The 15,543-nt window shown below is 69.1% G+C and carries 17 protein-coding genes; 5 read left to right on the forward strand and 12 right to left on the reverse strand.

Going from position 1 to position 15,543, the window contains the following annotated elements; genetic code table 11:
- Positions 1-63 precede the first annotated feature (63 nt).
- From NLF94_RS12585 to NLF94_RS12595, 3 genes are read right to left on the reverse strand one after another with little or no spacing between them, the layout of a single operon-like run.
- Positions 64-960, reverse strand: coding sequence for an HFX_2341 family transcriptional regulator (locus tag NLF94_RS12585; protein WP_254837974.1), 897 nt, complete (start codon positions 958-960; stop codon positions 64-66).
- 58 nt (positions 961-1,018) lie between these two features.
- Positions 1,019-1,876, reverse strand: a complete 858-nt coding sequence (locus NLF94_RS12590; RefSeq protein WP_254837975.1) for a hypothetical protein — start codon at positions 1,874-1,876, stop codon at positions 1,019-1,021.
- Positions 1,876-4,554 carry a valine--tRNA ligase gene (locus NLF94_RS12595; RefSeq protein WP_254837976.1) on the reverse strand — a complete coding sequence of 893 codons (2,679 nt, stop codon included), beginning with the start codon at positions 4,552-4,554 and terminating at the stop codon, positions 1,876-1,878. The genes NLF94_RS12590 and NLF94_RS12595 overlap by 1 nt, the downstream gene beginning before the upstream one ends.
- A 342-nt stretch (positions 4,555-4,896) precedes the next feature.
- On the opposite strand from NLF94_RS12595, the gene NLF94_RS12600 reads away from it, so the two are divergent.
- Together NLF94_RS12600 and NLF94_RS12605 are read left to right on the forward strand one after the other, a co-directional pair.
- Positions 4,897-5,118, forward strand: a complete 222-nt coding sequence (locus NLF94_RS12600; protein ID WP_254837977.1) for a hypothetical protein — start codon at positions 4,897-4,899, stop codon at positions 5,116-5,118.
- Between the two features lie 207 nt (positions 5,119-5,325).
- Positions 5,326-5,919, forward strand: coding sequence for a DJ-1/PfpI family protein (locus tag NLF94_RS12605; RefSeq protein ID WP_254837978.1), 594 nt, complete (start codon positions 5,326-5,328; stop codon positions 5,917-5,919).
- 30 nt (positions 5,920-5,949) lie between these two features.
- On the opposite strand, the gene NLF94_RS12610 is transcribed toward NLF94_RS12605, so the two are convergent.
- Complete coding sequence (locus NLF94_RS12610; RefSeq protein ID WP_254837979.1) at positions 5,950-6,291, reverse strand: hypothetical protein; 342 nt, start codon at positions 6,289-6,291, stop codon at positions 5,950-5,952.
- Positions 6,292-6,438: 147 nt separating this feature from the next.
- Here NLF94_RS12610 and NLF94_RS12615 point away from each other — a divergent pair, with 147 nt between their 5' ends.
- Together NLF94_RS12615 and NLF94_RS12620 are read left to right on the forward strand one after the other, a co-directional pair.
- Entirely contained in the window at positions 6,439-7,191 is a 753-nt protein-coding gene (locus NLF94_RS12615) for a bacteriorhodopsin (protein ID WP_434085361.1), read from the forward strand.
- A gap of 58 nt (positions 7,192-7,249) precedes the next feature.
- Entirely contained in the window at positions 7,250-7,483 is a 234-nt protein-coding gene (locus NLF94_RS12620) for a hypothetical protein (protein WP_254837981.1), read from the forward strand.
- Here NLF94_RS12620 and NLF94_RS12625 read toward each other — a convergent pair.
- From NLF94_RS12625 to NLF94_RS12650, 6 genes are all read right to left on the reverse strand, one after another.
- The gene (locus NLF94_RS12625; protein WP_254837982.1) at positions 7,459-9,576 is read right to left on the reverse strand and encodes an AAA family ATPase; all 2,118 of its coding nucleotides are present in this window, start codon (positions 9,574-9,576) and stop codon (positions 7,459-7,461) included. The two genes, NLF94_RS12620 and NLF94_RS12625, sit on opposite strands and share 25 nt — an antisense overlap.
- 3 nt (positions 9,577-9,579) lie before the next feature.
- Positions 9,580-9,780, reverse strand: coding sequence for a hypothetical protein (locus NLF94_RS12630; RefSeq protein WP_254837983.1), 201 nt, complete (start codon positions 9,778-9,780; stop codon positions 9,580-9,582).
- Positions 9,781-9,811: 31 nt separating this feature from the next.
- Entirely contained in the window at positions 9,812-10,045 is a 234-nt protein-coding gene (locus NLF94_RS12635) for a hypothetical protein (RefSeq protein ID WP_254837984.1), read from the reverse strand.
- A gap of 57 nt (positions 10,046-10,102) precedes the next feature.
- Positions 10,103-11,590 carry a sodium:solute symporter family protein gene (locus NLF94_RS12640; protein ID WP_254837985.1) on the reverse strand — a complete coding sequence of 496 codons (1,488 nt, stop codon included), beginning with the start codon at positions 11,588-11,590 and terminating at the stop codon, positions 10,103-10,105.
- Positions 11,591-11,803, reverse strand: a complete 213-nt coding sequence (locus NLF94_RS12645) for a DUF3311 domain-containing protein (RefSeq protein WP_254837986.1) — start codon at positions 11,801-11,803, stop codon at positions 11,591-11,593. It abuts the gene before it with no gap.
- Positions 11,804-11,889: 86 nt separating this feature from the next.
- Positions 11,890-12,237, reverse strand: coding sequence for a tRNA-binding protein (locus tag NLF94_RS12650; RefSeq protein ID WP_254837987.1), 348 nt, complete (start codon positions 12,235-12,237; stop codon positions 11,890-11,892).
- A gap of 144 nt (positions 12,238-12,381) precedes the next feature.
- Here NLF94_RS12650 and dnaG point away from each other — a divergent pair, with 144 nt between their 5' ends.
- Positions 12,382-13,785, forward strand: a complete 1,404-nt coding sequence (gene dnaG / locus NLF94_RS12655; protein WP_254837988.1) for a DNA primase DnaG — start codon at positions 12,382-12,384, stop codon at positions 13,783-13,785.
- Here the strand turns inward: dnaG and NLF94_RS12660 are convergent.
- Both NLF94_RS12660 and NLF94_RS12665 read right to left on the reverse strand, forming a co-directional pair.
- Positions 13,762-14,169 carry a GNAT family N-acetyltransferase gene (locus NLF94_RS12660; RefSeq protein WP_254837989.1) on the reverse strand — a complete coding sequence of 136 codons (408 nt, stop codon included), beginning with the start codon at positions 14,167-14,169 and terminating at the stop codon, positions 13,762-13,764. The genes dnaG and NLF94_RS12660 overlap by 24 nt on opposite strands.
- Positions 14,166-15,497, reverse strand: coding sequence for a DUF92 domain-containing protein (locus NLF94_RS12665; RefSeq protein WP_254837990.1), 1,332 nt, complete (start codon positions 15,495-15,497; stop codon positions 14,166-14,168). The genes NLF94_RS12660 and NLF94_RS12665 overlap by 4 nt, the downstream gene beginning before the upstream one ends.
- Positions 15,498-15,543 lie beyond the last annotated feature (46 nt).

Below are 15,543 nucleotides of genomic sequence, written 5' to 3' on the forward strand. Positions count from 1 at the left end.
CATCGGCGGAGGAACGATCGGTGGACGATTCTCCGGAGGGCCGGGTCGAATCGCCCGACGTTCTTACAACTCCGACTGGTCGGCGTGGGAGCGAACCCACAGTTCGCCGATGCGGGACAGCCGCGTCCGATAGGACTTGCCGTGTTCCTCCTGTTCGATGTAGCCCTTCCCGCCCGGTCCGAGGCGGTCGACGTTGTAGATGACCTTCGAGCGGAAGGAGTCGGTGTACTCCTCGCCCAGCTCGCGTGCCAGCGTCTGTGCGAGTTCCGAGACGGACTCGAACTCGCCGTGGTCGCCCAGCGTGAACAGGATGAGTTCCTCGAAGGGCTTGACGTTCGAGAAGGAGGCCACCGGGAGTTCGATGACGTGGCTGTCGCCGAACTTCTTTGCGCCGATGGTGGTGCCGCGCTCGTCGAACTCCGCGAGGAGTTCGCGGGCGACCTCCAGGTGCTCGGCGACGCGGTCGTCGTTGACGTCGCCCTCGAGGAGGTCGGCGAGCAGTTCGGTCTGGGCGCGCAGTTCCTCGGCGAGTTCGGTCTCGAGGTACTTCTCGGGGACCGTGTAGTAGGTGTGGATGCGGTCGCGGTCGCCCTCCCGTTCGACCATGATGGAGTGGGCCGCCGTGGCGAAGGCGAAGGAGACGGTCCGCGGCATCGCCGAGACGTTGACCCAGACGCCGCCGCCGCGGTCCAGTTCCGTGTTGACGAGGTCGTAGGCCTGCTCGAAGGCCGCGTCGTAGTCGTAGACGTCCTCGACGACGACCCGCTCGGTCTCGGCGCCCAGCAGGTTCGTGAAATCCTGGTCCAGTTTCTCCGCCAGCCGCCGGGAGTACTCGACGTTGGCCTCGCTGCCGACGGCGCCCTCCAGGAGGACGACCCGGTCGACATCTAGCTGGTCCCTGACCAGCGGCGCGATGAGCCGGTCGTAATCGAACCCGACCGGGACGATGTGGGTCTGCATACCCGGTACGTCGGGGTGGTATTCATAAAAACCACCAGTTTCGGCACCCCGGCGGCGCTCAGAGGAGTAGCGCCACGAGCGGACCCGCCACGAGCGCCGAAAGCGTCGTCACCGAGCGAAACCAGGCGACGGTCGAATCGGTCAGCGTGGAGAGGGCCCGCGTCTCGCCGTCTCCGACCGCTCCGTGGACGGTCACGCCGCAGGCTCGCAGAGCGGCCCCGAGTTCGTCGGCCAGCAGCGCCGGGACGAAGAGCGTGCCGGGCCGAAGCAGGAACCACGTCTCGTAGCGGCAGTCGATGGTCACGTACTCGCCAGCGTCGACGAACCGCGCCGAGTCCAGTTCCGCCAGACCGTACTCCGATCGCTCGTCGGTGGGGTCGCCACCGAGCGGGACGATACAGAGCACGGCAGCATCGGGGTCTACCGTCACCAGGGCGTCCGTCCCCCAGCCCGAGAGCTGCCAGACGGAGACCCACGACAGCAGCGTAAACCAGATGTAAAGCAGGGTGAGGCGTCGAAAACCGAGCAGTATCGCACAGAGCAGTACTGCCGGCACCACCACGAACCAGCCCCACCAGACCGGGCGGCTCAGACCGGCGACCCAGTACCGCAGGCGACGCGGGAACCGCGTGACTCCCCCGAGTTCGACGGCGTAGACGAGCCGGTCGTCCGCGGTCCACCCCTCCGTGGCGGGCGGCTCGACCGTCTCCCGTTCGTCGGCGCGGGGCAACTCGTCGCGCCGCTCGATGTAGGCGGCGAGTACCAGCCAGCCGAACAGCAGGACGGTGGCGATAGCGACGGGGTACCGCCCCGGTCGTTCGAGGTTCAGGCGTCTGGCGTCGAGCCAGACGAGGACGGCAGCCGGAAACTGCAGGCCGACGAACCCGGCGGCGGCGACGAGGAGGGGGTCGGCCATCACCCCTCGTCGGATCGGACGACGACGACGGCGTTTTCGGTTTCCGTCATCTCGCCCTCACCGGAGTAGCTCCGGGACTCCTCGATTTCGAACAGGTCCGGGCCGAGTTCGAACTCGCCGGCGACGACGAGGGTGTCGCCGTCGATCTCGTACTCGCCAGACGCGATGGCGTCGTCGATGGCGCCGACGTCGCTGCCGAACTCCGGCCCGACGACGGAGTAATCGAGGTCGATGTCGCTGATCTCGGTCGTGACGTCGGGAGCCTCGTCGTAGGTGTCTAGTCGCTCGACGTGCATCGTCTCCGCGACGGCCTCGGCCAGGCCCCCGAGGTGACCGTAGACCTCGACGTGTTCGAGGTCGGCGTTCAGCGGCAGGCCGCGCTCGGTCTTGTATCGCCGGAGCGCGGAGACGACCTCCATGGCCGTCTCGCCGGCCACCAGATCCGCGTCGTAGCCGCCAGCGGTGGGCCAGTCGGTCGTGTGGACGGACCGGTCGGCGTCGTACAGTCGGCGCCACAGCTCCTCCGTGACGTGCGGGAGGAAGGGTGCAAACAGCTTCAGGAACGTCCGGTGGGCACGAACGAGCGTGAACTCCGTCGAGGTGTCGCCGCCCGCCGAAAGTCGCTGCTTTGCGATCTCCAGATAGTCGTCACAGAACGTGTTCCAGAAGAACGACCGGAGTTCGTTGCGGGCCTTCGAGAAAGCGTAGTCGTCGAACTTCGCCGTGACGGACTCGACGGTGGCGTCGAGTTCGGCCAGCAGCCAGCGGTCCACCGCCGAGAGGTCGGCCGGCTCGTCGGGCGCGTCGGCGGGCGTCAACTGGTCGACCAGCCGGGAGGCGTTCCAGAGCTTCTGTAGCAGCCGTTCGCCGGCTTCGAGGTCGCCCTCCTTGTAGGGGAAGTCGTCACCGATGGAGGTGCCGGCGGCCCAGTAGCGGGCGGCGTCGACCGGGAAGTTCTCCAGCACCTCGCCGGGCGGGATGACGTTGCCCTTGGATTTGGACATCGCCTCGCGGTTCTCGTCCAGCACCATCCCGTTTATCATCACGTTCTCGAAGGGCACCTCGCCGGTGTGCTCGTAACACTTGACGACGGTGTGGAACAGCCAAAAGGAGATGATGTCGTGGCCCTGCGGCCGGAGGTCGAACGGGTAGAGTTCCGGCATCTCCATGACGAAGTCCTGCCGGTCGGCGTCCCAGTCCCACCCGGCGTTGATCAGCGGCGTCAGCGACGACGTCGCCCACGTATCGAAGACGTCCTCCTCGGGAACGAAGTCGTCGTGGCCACAGGTCGGACAGCTATCGACCGGCGGGTCCGCCGAGAGCGGGTCGACGGGGAGGGACTCGCGGTCGGCCACGACCGGGTCGCCACAGTCCGCACAGTACCAGACCGGGATCGGGATGCCCGAGTCGCGCTGGCGGGAGATACACCAGTCCCACTCCAGGCCGTCGATCCAGTGTTTGTAACGACTGAACATCTTCTCGGGGTACCAGTCCATCTCCCGGCCCGCCTGGAGGTACTCGTCTTTCCGGTCGAGCAGTTCGATGTACCACTGCTCGGTGACGAGATACTCGACCTCGACGCCACAGCGTTCGTGGACCTGCACGGTGTGGTCGTGGGGCCGGGATTCGAGCAGATAGCCCGCCGAATCGAGGTCCTCGACGATGGCCTGGCGGGCCTCCGTCGTGGACATACCCTCGTAGTCGCCGGCGATTTCGGTCATCGTCGCCGACTCGTCGATAGCGAGACGGAGGTCGAGGTCGTGGGCCTGGTACCACTCGATGTCGTTTCGGTCGCCGAACGTACAGCACATCACTACCCCGGAGCCCGTCTCCGTGTCGACGCGGTCGTCGGCCATGATGGGAACCTCCTGCTCGAACAGGGGCACGCGGGCGGTCCCGCCGACGAGGTGCCGGTTCTCGTCGTCCTCGGGGTGGACGAAGACGGAGACACACGCCGGGAGCAACTCCGGGCGCGTCGTGGAGATGGTGAAACGCTCCTCGCCGGACACCGGGCCGTCGACGTCGGCGACCAGGTCGAAGGCGATGTCGTTGAACGTCGTGGCCTTGTCCTCGTCTTCCTGTTCGACCTGCGAGATGGCCGTCTCGCAGTCCGGACACCAGATGGTCGGCGCGCGCTTGCGGTACTCCCGTCCCTGCTCGTAGAGGTCCAGAAAGGAGAGTTGAGAGATCCGCTGGACGCGTGGCTCGATGGTCTTGTAGGTGTTGTCCCAGTCGACGGAGATGGCGAGCGACTGGACGTCCTCGGTGAACTCCTCCTCGTAGCTGGTGCACACGTCCCGGCACTTCTCCTGAAACTCACGCCGGGAGAAGTCCTGATGGCGGATCCCCAGTTCCCGCTCGGTCAGACGCTCGGAGGCGATGCCGTTGTCGTCGTATCCGAAGGGGAAGTAGACCGTATCGTCGGCCATCCGGTGATACCGGGCGACGATGTCCTGGAGGGTGAACTGATAGAGGTGGCCCATGTGGAGGTTTCCCGACACCGTCGGCGGCGGCGTGTCGATCGTAAAGCGGGTGTCGGCGTCTTCCCGATAGGCGTAGGTACCGTCGGTTACCCACTGTCGTTGCCAGTCGGGCTCTATCTCCTCGGGGTCGTACTCCGCCGGTAGCTGTCGGTCGGCGTCCGGTTCGTCGGTCGCTGTGTCCTGTGTGTCGCTCATATCTGTCGGGTCGCGGTCGGTCGGAAACGGTACGGGCGTCAAGGGATACTGTTAGTGGGGCGTGGAGGCCCCTACGGGTACGAGAACGGGCGTGGTGGCTCGGCGCACCATTGAGCGTGTATGTGCCGACCGGGGGATTAACGACTTCGGTCTGCCGTGGCGAGCCGAACGGGGGGCGACCGGAGAGGCCCTCGGCGGTGAAATCGGACGGGTGGCCGAACCGGGTCGTGACCCGGACCCGATCCGGGGGCACCGGTGTCGATACGCGGCGCCTCTCCCGGCGGTGGAAGTACATCGTAGCGCACTTCAGAAACGAGAGCGCGCCGTCTCACACGGGGTCGCATGAAGACGTCACAGCTCCGCAGTTCCCTCCGCCGGGTCGCTATCGGCGCGTACGTCCTCTGGCTCGTCGCGGTAGTCCTGCACATGGTCGGTCGATACAGTTCGTTTCCGATGCTGGAACCCGCACGCACCGGGATGGTGGTCGGAGCCGCTCTTCTCACACTGTACGGGGCGGTACGGATCGTCAGAAGCGGGATCGAGCGGGCGAAAGCCCGTCTGTGAGGTCCCGGCGGGAGCCTCCGGCGAGGCCGCTCGGTCTACGCCTTTCCGTGGGTGGGTCCCGAGCGAGCGGACGCGCTCTGAGGGCGCAGGTGGCTCTCGCGCCGGTCGCCCCGAATCGGACGCCCGGCGTAAAGCTACCTCCGTGGGGGCCACGGGCACCTGCGGTTTTATCCGCCAGCGCGCCCTACGTCTAGGATGGTGGTACCAATGAGCAAGGACATCCTGATGATAGTCGGCGACTTCGGCGAGGACTACGAGATAATGGTGCCGTTCCAGACGCTGCAGACGGTCGGCCACGATGTCGACGCGGTCTGTCCGGAGAAGGAGGCCGGCGAGACGATCAAGACGGCGATTCACGACTTCCGGGGCGACCAGACCTACCTGGAGGAGCGGGGCCACGACTTCGAGTTGAACGCGACGATGGCCGATGTCGACCCCGCGGACTACGACGCGCTCTGCGTGCCGGGCGGGCGCGCGCCGGAGTACCTCCGGACCCACGAACCGGTCATCGAGGCGGTCCAGCACTTCTTCGAGGCGGACAAGCCGGTGGCGGCGCTGTGTCACGGCCCACAGATACTCGCGGCCGCGGGCGTGCTGGACGGCTACGAGATGACGTCGTACCCGGCCGTTCGACCGGAGTGCGAGGCGGCGGGCTGTTCGTGGGTCGACGGCGTCGTGACGGACGGCAACCTCGTCACCGGCCAGGCGTGGCCGGACCACCCCGAGTGGCTGGCCGGCTTCATGGACCTGCTGGGCGACGAGGTGAGCCACGGCGACGCGGTGGCCGCCGCGGACGACTGAGCGCGGCCGACCGGGCGGTTTCCGCGGTCCTCAGTACTCGTGGAACACGCGCTCGCAACTCGCGCACTCGATTCGCGCGCTGCGGAACCAGGGGTTCCGCTTGACGACCGGCCCGTGACAGTCCGGGCAGACGCCGGTGCCGTCGCCGTCGGCCACGCGGGTCGAGAGGTCCAGTAGGAGCCCCTCCAGGTCCTCGATGCGCTCGTTCTGTTCGGCGACGGTCTCCTGCAGGTCCTCGAGACTCCGCTGGCGCTGTTCGACGGCCTCGACGTCCAGGACCGCCTCGGACGTCGATTCCGTCTCGCTGGCCTCGATGGACGCCTCGGTCTCGACGTCGAGTTCTTCCTCGTCGGCCGGGCTGTCGTCCGCCATACGGAAATGTACGGCCTTTTCTCGAATCAATCTACTGGTAAGGGAAGTGCGTGTCCGTTTTCGGAACCGCTGACAGTTCGAGCCCAACAGGTTTGGTAGTATTCTCTTAGCAATGGCGCAACTATTGCAACATGTATGTTCCAGGTGATGCAAGCGGCAGGGGAACTGGGCGTAGAAGGCGAGGGCGTCTGGCTGGCCCTCGGAACGGTGCTGATGCTGCTCGGGATGGTGTACTTCATCGCGCAGGGCTGGGGCGTGCAGGACCCCCGGCAGAAGGAGTTCTACATCATCACCATCCTGATTCCGGGCATCGCGGCGGCGTCGTACCTGTCGATGTTCTTCGGGTTCGGCCTGACGGAGGTCCCGCTCACGAACGGGCGGGTCGTCGACGTCTACTGGGCCCGGTACGCCGACTGGCTGTTCACGACGCCGCTGCTGTTGCTCGACATCGGGCTGCTGGCGGGCGCCAGCAACCGCGACATCGGGGCCCTCGTCGGTCTCGACGCGTTCATGATCGTCACGGGGCTGGCCGCGACGCTGATGAAGGTCCCCATCGCGCGGTACGCCTTCTGGACCATCAGCACCATCGCGATGCTGTTCCTGCTGTACTTCCTGTTCGTGGTGTTCTCGGAGGCAGCCTCGGACCTCGACGAGGACTCGAAGTCGACGTTCAACGTCCTCCGGAACCTGATACTGGTGACGTGGGCGCTGTACCCCATCGTGTGGCTGGTGGGGACCGAAGGGGTCGCCGCGGTCGGCCTCTTCACCGAGACGCTGCTGTTCATGGTACTGGACGTGACCGCCAAGGTCGGCTTCGGCTTCATCCTGCTCCGCAGTCGCGCCATCGTCGGCGAGGAGTCGGCTCCGACCCCGTCCAGTGAGGAAGCGGCCGCGGACTGAGGAGCGACGCCCGCCAACCGAACCCGTTTTTTCGGGTGCCAACGAGGGAGTCACACGCATGACCAACGGCGAGGAGGAACTGGCCGTCGAGGAACTGAACGTCCGTGCGGTCGTCGGACTCGTCGCCTCCGTCGCCGTCGCGCTGGTGGGGCTGTTCGCGCTGCCGGCGCTGCGGTCGTTCGGGCTGAGCTTCTGGGTCGCGTTCTGGTCGCTGCTGGCCGTCGAGTTCCTCGCCTTCCTCGGCGTCGCCGTCTCGGTGCTACGACTTCACGAGGAACGGTCCTTCGAGTGACCGAGGCGGTCGTCCAGCGACTCGTAGTAGGCCCGCTCGTCGGCCGAAACGGACGGCTCGACGGCCTCCAGTGCCCGCTCGAAGTGCCGGCGGCGAACGACGAGGTCGTCCTCGCCGCCCGCCGCCGGGTCCTCAATGTCCTCCTCGATGGCGAACAGACCGGCCTCCCGGACGACCGCCTCGATGTCGCTGCCGGTGTAGCCCTCGGTTCGGGCCGCGAGCGCCCCGTAGTCGAGGTCCTCGACCGGCCGGTCCCGGGTGTGGACGCGGAATATCTCGGCCCGGCCGGTCTCGTCGGGAATCGGCACCTCGACGAGGCGGTCGAAGCGTCCCGGCCGCAGCAGCGCGTCGTCGAGCCGGTCGGGGCGGTTCGTCGCGCCGACGACCGTGACGCCGTCGGGCCCGCCGATCCCGTCCATCTCGGTGAGCAGCTGCGAGACGACCCGCTCGGGCGCCGAGCCGTCGCCGTCCGTCGAGCGGGCCGACCCGAGGCCGTCCACCTCGTCGAAGAAGATCACCGTCGGGGCGCTGGCCCGCGCCTGCTCGAAGACCGTCCGGACGGCCCGCTCGCTCTCGCCGACGTACTTGTTCATCAGTTCGGGACCGCTGACGGAGACGAAGTTCGCGTCGGTCGTCGAGGCCACCGCCCGCGCCAGCATCGTCTTGCCGGTGCCGGGCGGCCCGTACAGCAGGACGCCCCCGCCCGGGTCGATGCCGACGGACTCGAAGGCCTCGGGGTACCGCAGCGGCCACTCGACGGCCCGACGGAGCTCGCGCTTCGCGGCGTCGAGACCGCCGACATCCTCGAAGGCCGTCGTCGGTACCTGCCGACGCGTCCCCTCGAGTTCCCGCGGTCCCGTCGCCGAAAGCGCCGTCTCGAAGTCCGCAGCGGTGACCGTTGGCCGGCCGTCGGCCGCACGGTCGGCCGCCGCCTCGACCGCCCGGGACCGCAGCACCAGCAGGTCGGCGGCGACGTAGCCGAACGCCCGGCGCCCGACCGAACCGACGTCGACCGACGGGTCGACCGGCGTGTCCCGGGTGGCGACCGCGAGGATCGCGGCCCGGTCGTCGTCTGTCGGCCGGCCGACCCGAACCGTCCGGGCGAGGAGGTCGCCGCGCAGGAACGACGCCGGCACATCGTCGGCCGTTCGCGCCTCGCCCACGACGACTACGCCGGGTTCGTCGGCGACGCCGCGGAGCCACTCCCGCAACCGGGCGGCGCCCGCGCTGTCGGCGACGTCGGCCAGGAAGTCGTCCAGGCCGTCGAGGTGGACGACGCCGGGACCGTATCCCGACACGGCCGCGCCGGCCGCGCGGAGCCTCTCGTCGACGGCGTCTGGGTCGCCCGGCGGCAGGGCCCGCGCGTCCACCGAATGGACGGTCGCGTTCGCCCGCCAGACCGCGTGCCCGAGGAGGTGGGTCTTGCCGACGCCGCCCGGGCCGACGAGCAGGACGCCCGCCCGTCCCGTGCCGCCGAGGGCGGCGAACCGCTCGTCGTCGGTCAGCGGCGCGACGACAGCGGCGTCGAGTTCCTCGATGGTCGACTCGTAGCCGCCGACGGCGTCGGGACCGACCGGTTCGACGCGCCGCCTGGCCGCGGTGGGGGCGGGCCCGTCCGTCAACTCGACGGTCGTCGTCTCGTCGACGACGACCAGGCCGTCGGGCCGCGTCTCGGTCACCCGCAGCGGGACCGACAGCGTCCCGTCGAGGAACGACACCTCGAGTTCGTCCTCGGGGGCGAGGGGACGCCTGCCGACCGCCTCCCGGACCGCTCCCTCGCCGCCCGAAAGCGAGAGGCCGGGTACCGGCGCCACCTCGACGGTCTCCGCCGGGACCGGGGAGGTCGGCTCCAGCAGCGCCGTGGCGCCCGACTCGACGCCGAGGTCGTCAGCGATTCCGGGGGCCAGCCGTACCGTCCCGGCCTCGAGTGCGTCGTCGGTGCCGGCTCGCCGGACGGTCGACCCGCCGACCCCGTCGAGGACGCGAACCGCCTCGCCCGCCTCGACGTCGAGGGAGGCGGCGACGTCGGCCGCCAGTTCCAGCGACCGCTCGGAATCCGCGACGGTGACGACGGCACGGGTGCGTCGGGCCATCGTTCAGGTGTCCCGCAGTGCGTCGGGCAGCGGGCTCCCGTGGAGGGCGTAGCGGACGACGCCGAAGGCGACGACGGCCAGCGGCGCGAACAGGATGGTCAGGTGGACAGTCCAGCCGTTGAGGAAGCCGACGACGTTGCCGAGGACCAGCACCAGCGAGGCGGCGACGAGCGGCGGCCAGTCCTCCGAGGCGATTCCGGTCATGGTTCGTCAGTTCGTCGTTCGGTGGGACCGTTCATCGACGCGCCGCGAGACGGCCGACCGACCGGCCGAGGACGAGTATCAGGACGCCGACGCCGATGACGGGGACCGCCCCCAGGCCGGCCCCCTCGAGGAGGCCGATACCGCCGAGGGCGAACGCGCCGACGGCGACGACGGCGTGGGCGGCGAACACCCAGGGGTGGACGTCGCCGAGACCGACCCGCTCGAGCCCCCGGGAGGGGTTCCCGGCACGGTCGTTTTCGGACACGGGTTCAGCAGAGGGCCTCCACCGGCAAGAAGGTAGCGTCACCCCGAAGGGATGGCCTCAATCGGCCCGCTGGACGGCGAACCGGTCGACGTCCTCGCCCGGTGCGCGGGCGGTGAGCGCGGAGACCCCGACCACGAGCAACAGCGACAGCGCTATGCCGGGAATCCCGGGGTGCCACCCGAGGTAGTAAGCTGCGCCGAGGGCGGCCATGCTGTCGGCGACGCCGAAGAAGACGACGGCCGCGAGGTTGCCGAGGTAGAACAGCTGCGAGCCGGCGATGGCGACGACCATGCCGGTCCGGGTGGTCCGGGTCCAGTACAGTGCCGCGATGACCGGCACGGCCAGCTGTGCGAACCCGCCGAAGGCGGTGTTGCCGATCTCGACGATGGTGCCGGGCGCCGACAGCGACAGGACGAAGCCGGCCAGCGCGAAGACGACGACGACGGCGCGGCCGAGCAGCGCCTCGCGGTCGGGTTCGCCGGCGATGGGTCCGTAGACGTCGCGGGTGAAGTACGACGACCCCGACAGCAGCATCGAGTCGCTGGAGGACATCATCGCCGCCAGCGCGCCGGCGATGACCAGCGCCGCGAACCAGGCCGGCGTGAACTCCCGGAGCAGGAGGGGGACGACGTTGCTCCCCTCGGGGACGGCGACGCCGAGGCCGGCCGCCCACGTTCCCAGCAGGAACGCCGGGACGAAGAGCAGGAGGACGAGGACGGGCCACAGCGTGAACGTCCGCTTGAGCACCGTCTCGGAACCGGCGGCGAAGAACCGCTGGTTGATCTGCGGGAACATCGTGACGCCGAAGGCGATGTAGACGGCGGTGCCGACGACGAACTGCGGCGAGTAGAGGCCGCCGCCCAGCGCGAGGAACTCGGGGTTGCTCTCGGCGAGCGCCTCGGTGGCGGCCGTCGGGCCGCCGACGACTGCGAGTATCCACGCCAGCGCGCCCCACACGAGGACGAGCATGAACACCCCCTGGAGGGTGTCCGTCCAGGCGACGCCGCGCATGCCGCTGGCGACGACGTAGGCTATCATGAACAGCGTGATGCCGCCGGCGCCGACCCAGAACGGGACCGCGCCGTCAGTGAGGCCGACGACCGCCTGGCCGGCGCCCTTCTGCTGGAGCATCACGTACGGCAGCAGCCAGAACAGCGAGACGGCGGCCACGAGTACCCGAAGGCCCGTCGAGCCGAACCGGTCGCCGAGCATCTCTCCCAGCGTGACGTAGCCCTCGCGTTTCCCGACGAGCCACTGCTTGTAGCCGACGAGGTACCACAGCAGCGCGAAGAGAATCCCGTCCATCAGCCCCATCACGAGTATCCACTCGGGACCGTTGCCGTACGCCAGGTTCGGCCCGCCGAAGAACGTGAACGCCGACAGCAGCGTGGCGAACGTGGTAAACAGCAGGACGACGGTGCCCAGCGAGCGGGAGGCCAGGTAGTAGTCCTCGGCGGTGTTCTCGGTCAGCCGGTAGGCGACCAGCCCGACCGCGAGCGCCACGAGGAGGTAGCCGACGATGACGAGGAGTTCCACGGCCACCATCTACGCCACCTCCCCGACGCCGAGCCCCCAGGCGCGTTCCGTGAACAGCCAAAAGAGGGCCGAGGCGAGCACCATCCAGCCGACGTGCCACCAAAGCCACAGCGGGAGTCCCAGCGCCGTCCTGCCGTCGCCCCAGAGGAACCACGGCACCGCGAGCGCGACCAGCACCGCCGCCACGAGCGCCCACCCGTACCGTTCGGCTCTCGAAACCATCTGTGGCGACGTTTTTCGTCCGTATCGGCCTAAGTCTTGCTAAACATTCCACAATCGCCGCGGTCGAAGAACAATCCTCTTCAGAGTCAGTAGACGCGGGTCCCGTTGGGCACCTCGCGTTCGGGCTGGAGGTGGACGACGCCGCCGTCGCCGTCATCAACGCCGGTGACGAGACACTCGCTTTCGAAGCCGGCGACGGTGACGGTTCCGAGGTTGACGACGGCGACGACCTGCTGGCCCACGAGGTCGTCGGGGTCGTAGTTGTCGGTCAGGCCCGCCGCCGACCGTCGCGTCTCGCTCTCGAAGTCGACGGTCAGTTTGTAGAGGTCCTTCCGCGCTTCGGGGAACGGTTCGGCACTCGTCACCTCGCCGACCCGCATCTCGACGTCCTCGAGGAAGGTTGCGGGGTCGACATCGTCGAGTTCGATTCCCATACCCGGCGGTCGGCGCCCGCCGAGATAAACGGCCCGTCAACAGGTCGCATGGTTTATGTGTCGCGCTCGACGTATTTAAGATGCCCATGGGGTCACTCATGGATTCACCATCACGATTCACGCCCGGTGACGGGCAGTTCACCAATGCAAGACACAGCCAAATACCTCGTTCACGCGGACATCACGGCGAACGGAGTGGTCGAGCGGTCGGACGTCGTCGGCGCGGTCTTCGGGCAGACCGAGGGCTTGCTCGGCGACGAACTGGACCTCCGGGAGCTGCAGGACTCCTCGAAGGTGGGCCGCATCGACGTCGAAATCGACTCGGAGAACGGCCAGTCGTTCGGCCGCATCACCATCGCGACCAGCCTCGACCAGGTCGAGACGGCCATCCTCGGGGCGGCCCTGGAGACCATCGACCGGGTCGGACCCTGCCGGTCGACCATCGAGGTCCGCCGCATCGAGGACGTCCGCGCGGCGAAGCGCCGTGAGGTCGTCGAGCGCGCCAAGACGCTGCTGACGGACGCCTTCGACGAGTCGATGCGCTCCAGCCGCGACCTCGTCGAGGAGGTCCGGGAGGCGGTGCGCGTCGAAGACATAAGCGAGTACGAGGGGCTGCCCGCCGGCCCGAACGTCGTCGATTCGGACGCCATCGTCGTCGTCGAGGGTCGGGCCGACGTGCTGACGCTGCTCCGCTACGGCATCAAGAACGCCGTCGCGGTCGAGGGCACCGACGTCCCCGAGGCTATCGCGGACCTCACCGAAGCGCGGACCGTCACCGCCTTCCTCGACGGCGACCGAGGCGGCGAACTCATCCTGAAGGAACTGGCCCAGGTCGGCGACGTCGACTACGTCGCCTTCGCCCCGGAGGGCCGCTCCGTCGAGGACCTCGCCCGCCGGGAGGTGATGGCCGCCCTCCGGGAGAAGGTGCCCTACGACCGGGCCGCCGAACTGGAGAGTCCGAGCGAGGTGGCCGCCGCCGGTGCCGTGCCCGCTGGCCCGGACGGCGCTTCCTCGGAAGCTTCCGGGGCAGCAGCCCCGGCAACGGACTCGCCGACCGGACCCACGAGGGGCGATTCGGCCGGCGAGACCGATGCCTCAGTCGACGACGGGGCCGACGACGACCCGACCCACGAGGACGCCGAGGAACCGGAGGCGGCGCCCGAAGCGTCCGAGGTCGACGGTGCGTCCGCGGATGCCGATGCCGACGGTTCGACGGCCGACACGGACGGGACGACCGACCCGGAGACCCTCCCAGGGCACGTCCGGGAGGTCGTCGAGGCGGAAACGGGCCGCGTCCGGCTGCTCGACGCCGATTTCGGGACGCTGGCGGAGGGCGACGCCGGGGAGGCGTTCGACCTCGTGGCCGACGCCGAGGAGACGCCCGCGGCGGTCGTCCTCGACGGCGAACTCGACCAGCGGGTCCTCGACGTGGCCGCACAGCGCGGCGTCGGCCAGGTCGTCGCCGCCTCGACGGGCGAGTTCGTCAAGCAGCCGACGAGCGTCCGCGTCCGGACGGCCGACCAGCTACTCGCGGCGAACGAGGCGTAGCGCGTCGCCGTCGCCGTAGAAACCCTCGAGTCGCGCCTCCTTCTCGAAGTCCAGCGCCCGGTAGAACGCGACTGCATCGTCGTCGCTCGCGGGCGTCGTCACGACGAGTCGGTCGGCGTCGGCGGCCGCCGCCACCGCGTCCAGGAGGTCGCGGCCGTGTCCCTCCCGGCGGTGCTCGGGGGCAACGACTAGCTCCGAGACGGTCGTCTCGTCGCCGGGGAGTGCGATGGCGTAGCCGACGATGTCTCCCGACTCGACGGCGACGCGACAGTGGAACGGCCCCTCGAGTGCGGCGTCGATCAACTCGGGGTCGGCATGCGTCAGGAGCGCCTGCAGCGAGCGTATCGCCGGCGTCTCGCCGGTCGTTGGCGCCCGGACGGTCACAGCAGTGCACCGCCGGCGGCCGCGATCAGCCCCGCCGACAGCGTCGCCAGCAGGTTCACGCTCTGGTTGTCGAGGCGGCCCCCTTCCAGCGTCGCGCCGAGGACGCTGTCGACGGTCATGCCGGCGAAGCCGGCGAGCGCAACGAGCGCGATCGCTACGAGCGTGAATCCGAAGAAGATGCCACCCAACCCGCCGATTACGGCCGCGCCAGCCAGCCCGGCGACCGCTCCCTGCCAGGTGACGCCGCCGTCGGTTCCGGGGGCGACCCGTTCGAAGGTCGTTATCAGCCGCGGCGAATCGAAGAGCCCGCCGAACTCGCTGGAGAAGGTGTCGGCCAGGGCGGCAGCCACGGCCCCGGCGAAGGCGACGCGGAACAGCGAGGCGTCCATGCCGACGTGGTCGCTGGCGGCGTAGGCGATCACCGCGACGAGCGCCACCGCCGAGTTCGCCAGGACGTTGCCGCTGCCGCGAGCGCCTTCGTTCTCCTGGGCGATGCCGCGCTCGAGCTTCTCGTCGTAGCGGTACTTCGAGGCCAGCCCGCCCAGCCCGAAGAACGTCACCAGCAGAACGAACCAGCCGTAGCCGCCCAGGACCACGGCGAAGAACGCCAGCAGGACGCCGGTCAGCATGCCGGTGATCGACGCCGTTCCCAGGGCGTAGGCGACGTAGCCGAGCGCGACGGTGAGCGCGAGGCCGGCCGCGACGCGGCCCAGCGAGGGCCCCGGCGTTCCGGCCTCCAGTTCTATCAACAGCCAGATGACCAGCCCCCCGGACAGCAGGACGAGCGAGTCGTCCCGGATGTACAGCGCCGAGCGGATGAGCGCCCCCAAGAGGGCGCCGCTGGCCGCGACGAAGACGGCGAGCGGCGGCGAGGGGGTCGCCGCCCCCAGGAGGCCGGCGACGGACATCGAGGCGACGCCGCCGAGGGTCCCGACGGCGGCGAAGGCGGTCGTCCCTGCCACCGCTCCCGGGATTCGTCGGGCTAGCAAATCCTGTGCGAGGTTGCCGGTCGTGAAGACGAACACGGCGGCGACGAAGCCGGTCGTCGGGAGATCGAACCCGACGGTGAGGATGGCGAGTCCGGCCACCGCGAGCGCGAACGACGCCAGCCCGTAGAGCCGGCCCTCCTCCCGGTCACCCTCGTGGGCGAAGGTCTCGAAGAGCCGCCCTTCCCGGGAGACCAGGGCGACGACGGCGACGAGTACGAAGGGCGCGACGGTGCCGACGGCCGCGAGCGTCTCGTCGGCGTGGCCGTCGAGCAGCGGCGCGATCAGGCCGATGGCCCCGACGAGGAAGAAGCCGACGGCCCGACGTACGTCGCCAGTCACGGCCCGAGATTCCGTCGTCGCCCACTTAACCTTCCCGAAGGCGTGG

The organism is Natronomonas marina (genome assembly GCF_024298905.1).
Classification (GTDB): domain Archaea; phylum Halobacteriota; class Halobacteria; order Halobacteriales; family Haloarculaceae; genus Natronomonas; species Natronomonas marina.

What these genes read in the sequence shown, in the direction of transcription:
- NLF94_RS12585 (WP_254837974.1), bottom strand. Translation starts at nt 960, where the DNA reads ATGCAGACCCACATCGTCCCGGTCGGGTTCGATTACGACCGGCTCATC.
- NLF94_RS12590 (WP_254837975.1), bottom strand. Translation starts at nt 1,876, where the DNA reads ATGGCCGACCCCCTCCTCGTCGCCGCCGCCGGGTTCGTCGGCCTGCAG.
- NLF94_RS12595 (WP_254837976.1), bottom strand. Translation starts at nt 4,554, where the DNA reads ATGAGCGACACACAGGACACAGCGACCGACGAACCGGACGCCGACCGA.
- NLF94_RS12600 (WP_254837977.1), top strand. Translation starts at nt 4,897, where the DNA reads ATGAAGACGTCACAGCTCCGCAGTTCCCTCCGCCGGGTCGCTATCGGC.
- NLF94_RS12605 (WP_254837978.1), top strand. Translation starts at nt 5,326, where the DNA reads ATGAGCAAGGACATCCTGATGATAGTCGGCGACTTCGGCGAGGACTAC.
- NLF94_RS12610 (WP_254837979.1), bottom strand. Translation starts at nt 6,291, where the DNA reads ATGGCGGACGACAGCCCGGCCGACGAGGAAGAACTCGACGTCGAGACC.
- NLF94_RS12615 (WP_434085361.1), top strand. Translation starts at nt 6,439, where the DNA reads ATGCAAGCGGCAGGGGAACTGGGCGTAGAAGGCGAGGGCGTCTGGCTG.
- NLF94_RS12620 (WP_254837981.1), top strand. Translation starts at nt 7,250, where the DNA reads ATGACCAACGGCGAGGAGGAACTGGCCGTCGAGGAACTGAACGTCCGT.
- NLF94_RS12625 (WP_254837982.1), bottom strand. Translation starts at nt 9,576, where the DNA reads ATGGCCCGACGCACCCGTGCCGTCGTCACCGTCGCGGATTCCGAGCGG.
- NLF94_RS12630 (WP_254837983.1), bottom strand. Translation starts at nt 9,780, where the DNA reads ATGACCGGAATCGCCTCGGAGGACTGGCCGCCGCTCGTCGCCGCCTCG.
- NLF94_RS12640 (WP_254837985.1), bottom strand. Translation starts at nt 11,590, where the DNA reads ATGGTGGCCGTGGAACTCCTCGTCATCGTCGGCTACCTCCTCGTGGCG.
- NLF94_RS12645 (WP_254837986.1), bottom strand. Translation starts at nt 11,803, where the DNA reads ATGGTTTCGAGAGCCGAACGGTACGGGTGGGCGCTCGTGGCGGCGGTG.
- NLF94_RS12650 (WP_254837987.1), bottom strand. Translation starts at nt 12,237, where the DNA reads ATGGGAATCGAACTCGACGATGTCGACCCCGCAACCTTCCTCGAGGAC.
- dnaG (WP_254837988.1), top strand. Translation starts at nt 12,382, where the DNA reads ATGCAAGACACAGCCAAATACCTCGTTCACGCGGACATCACGGCGAAC.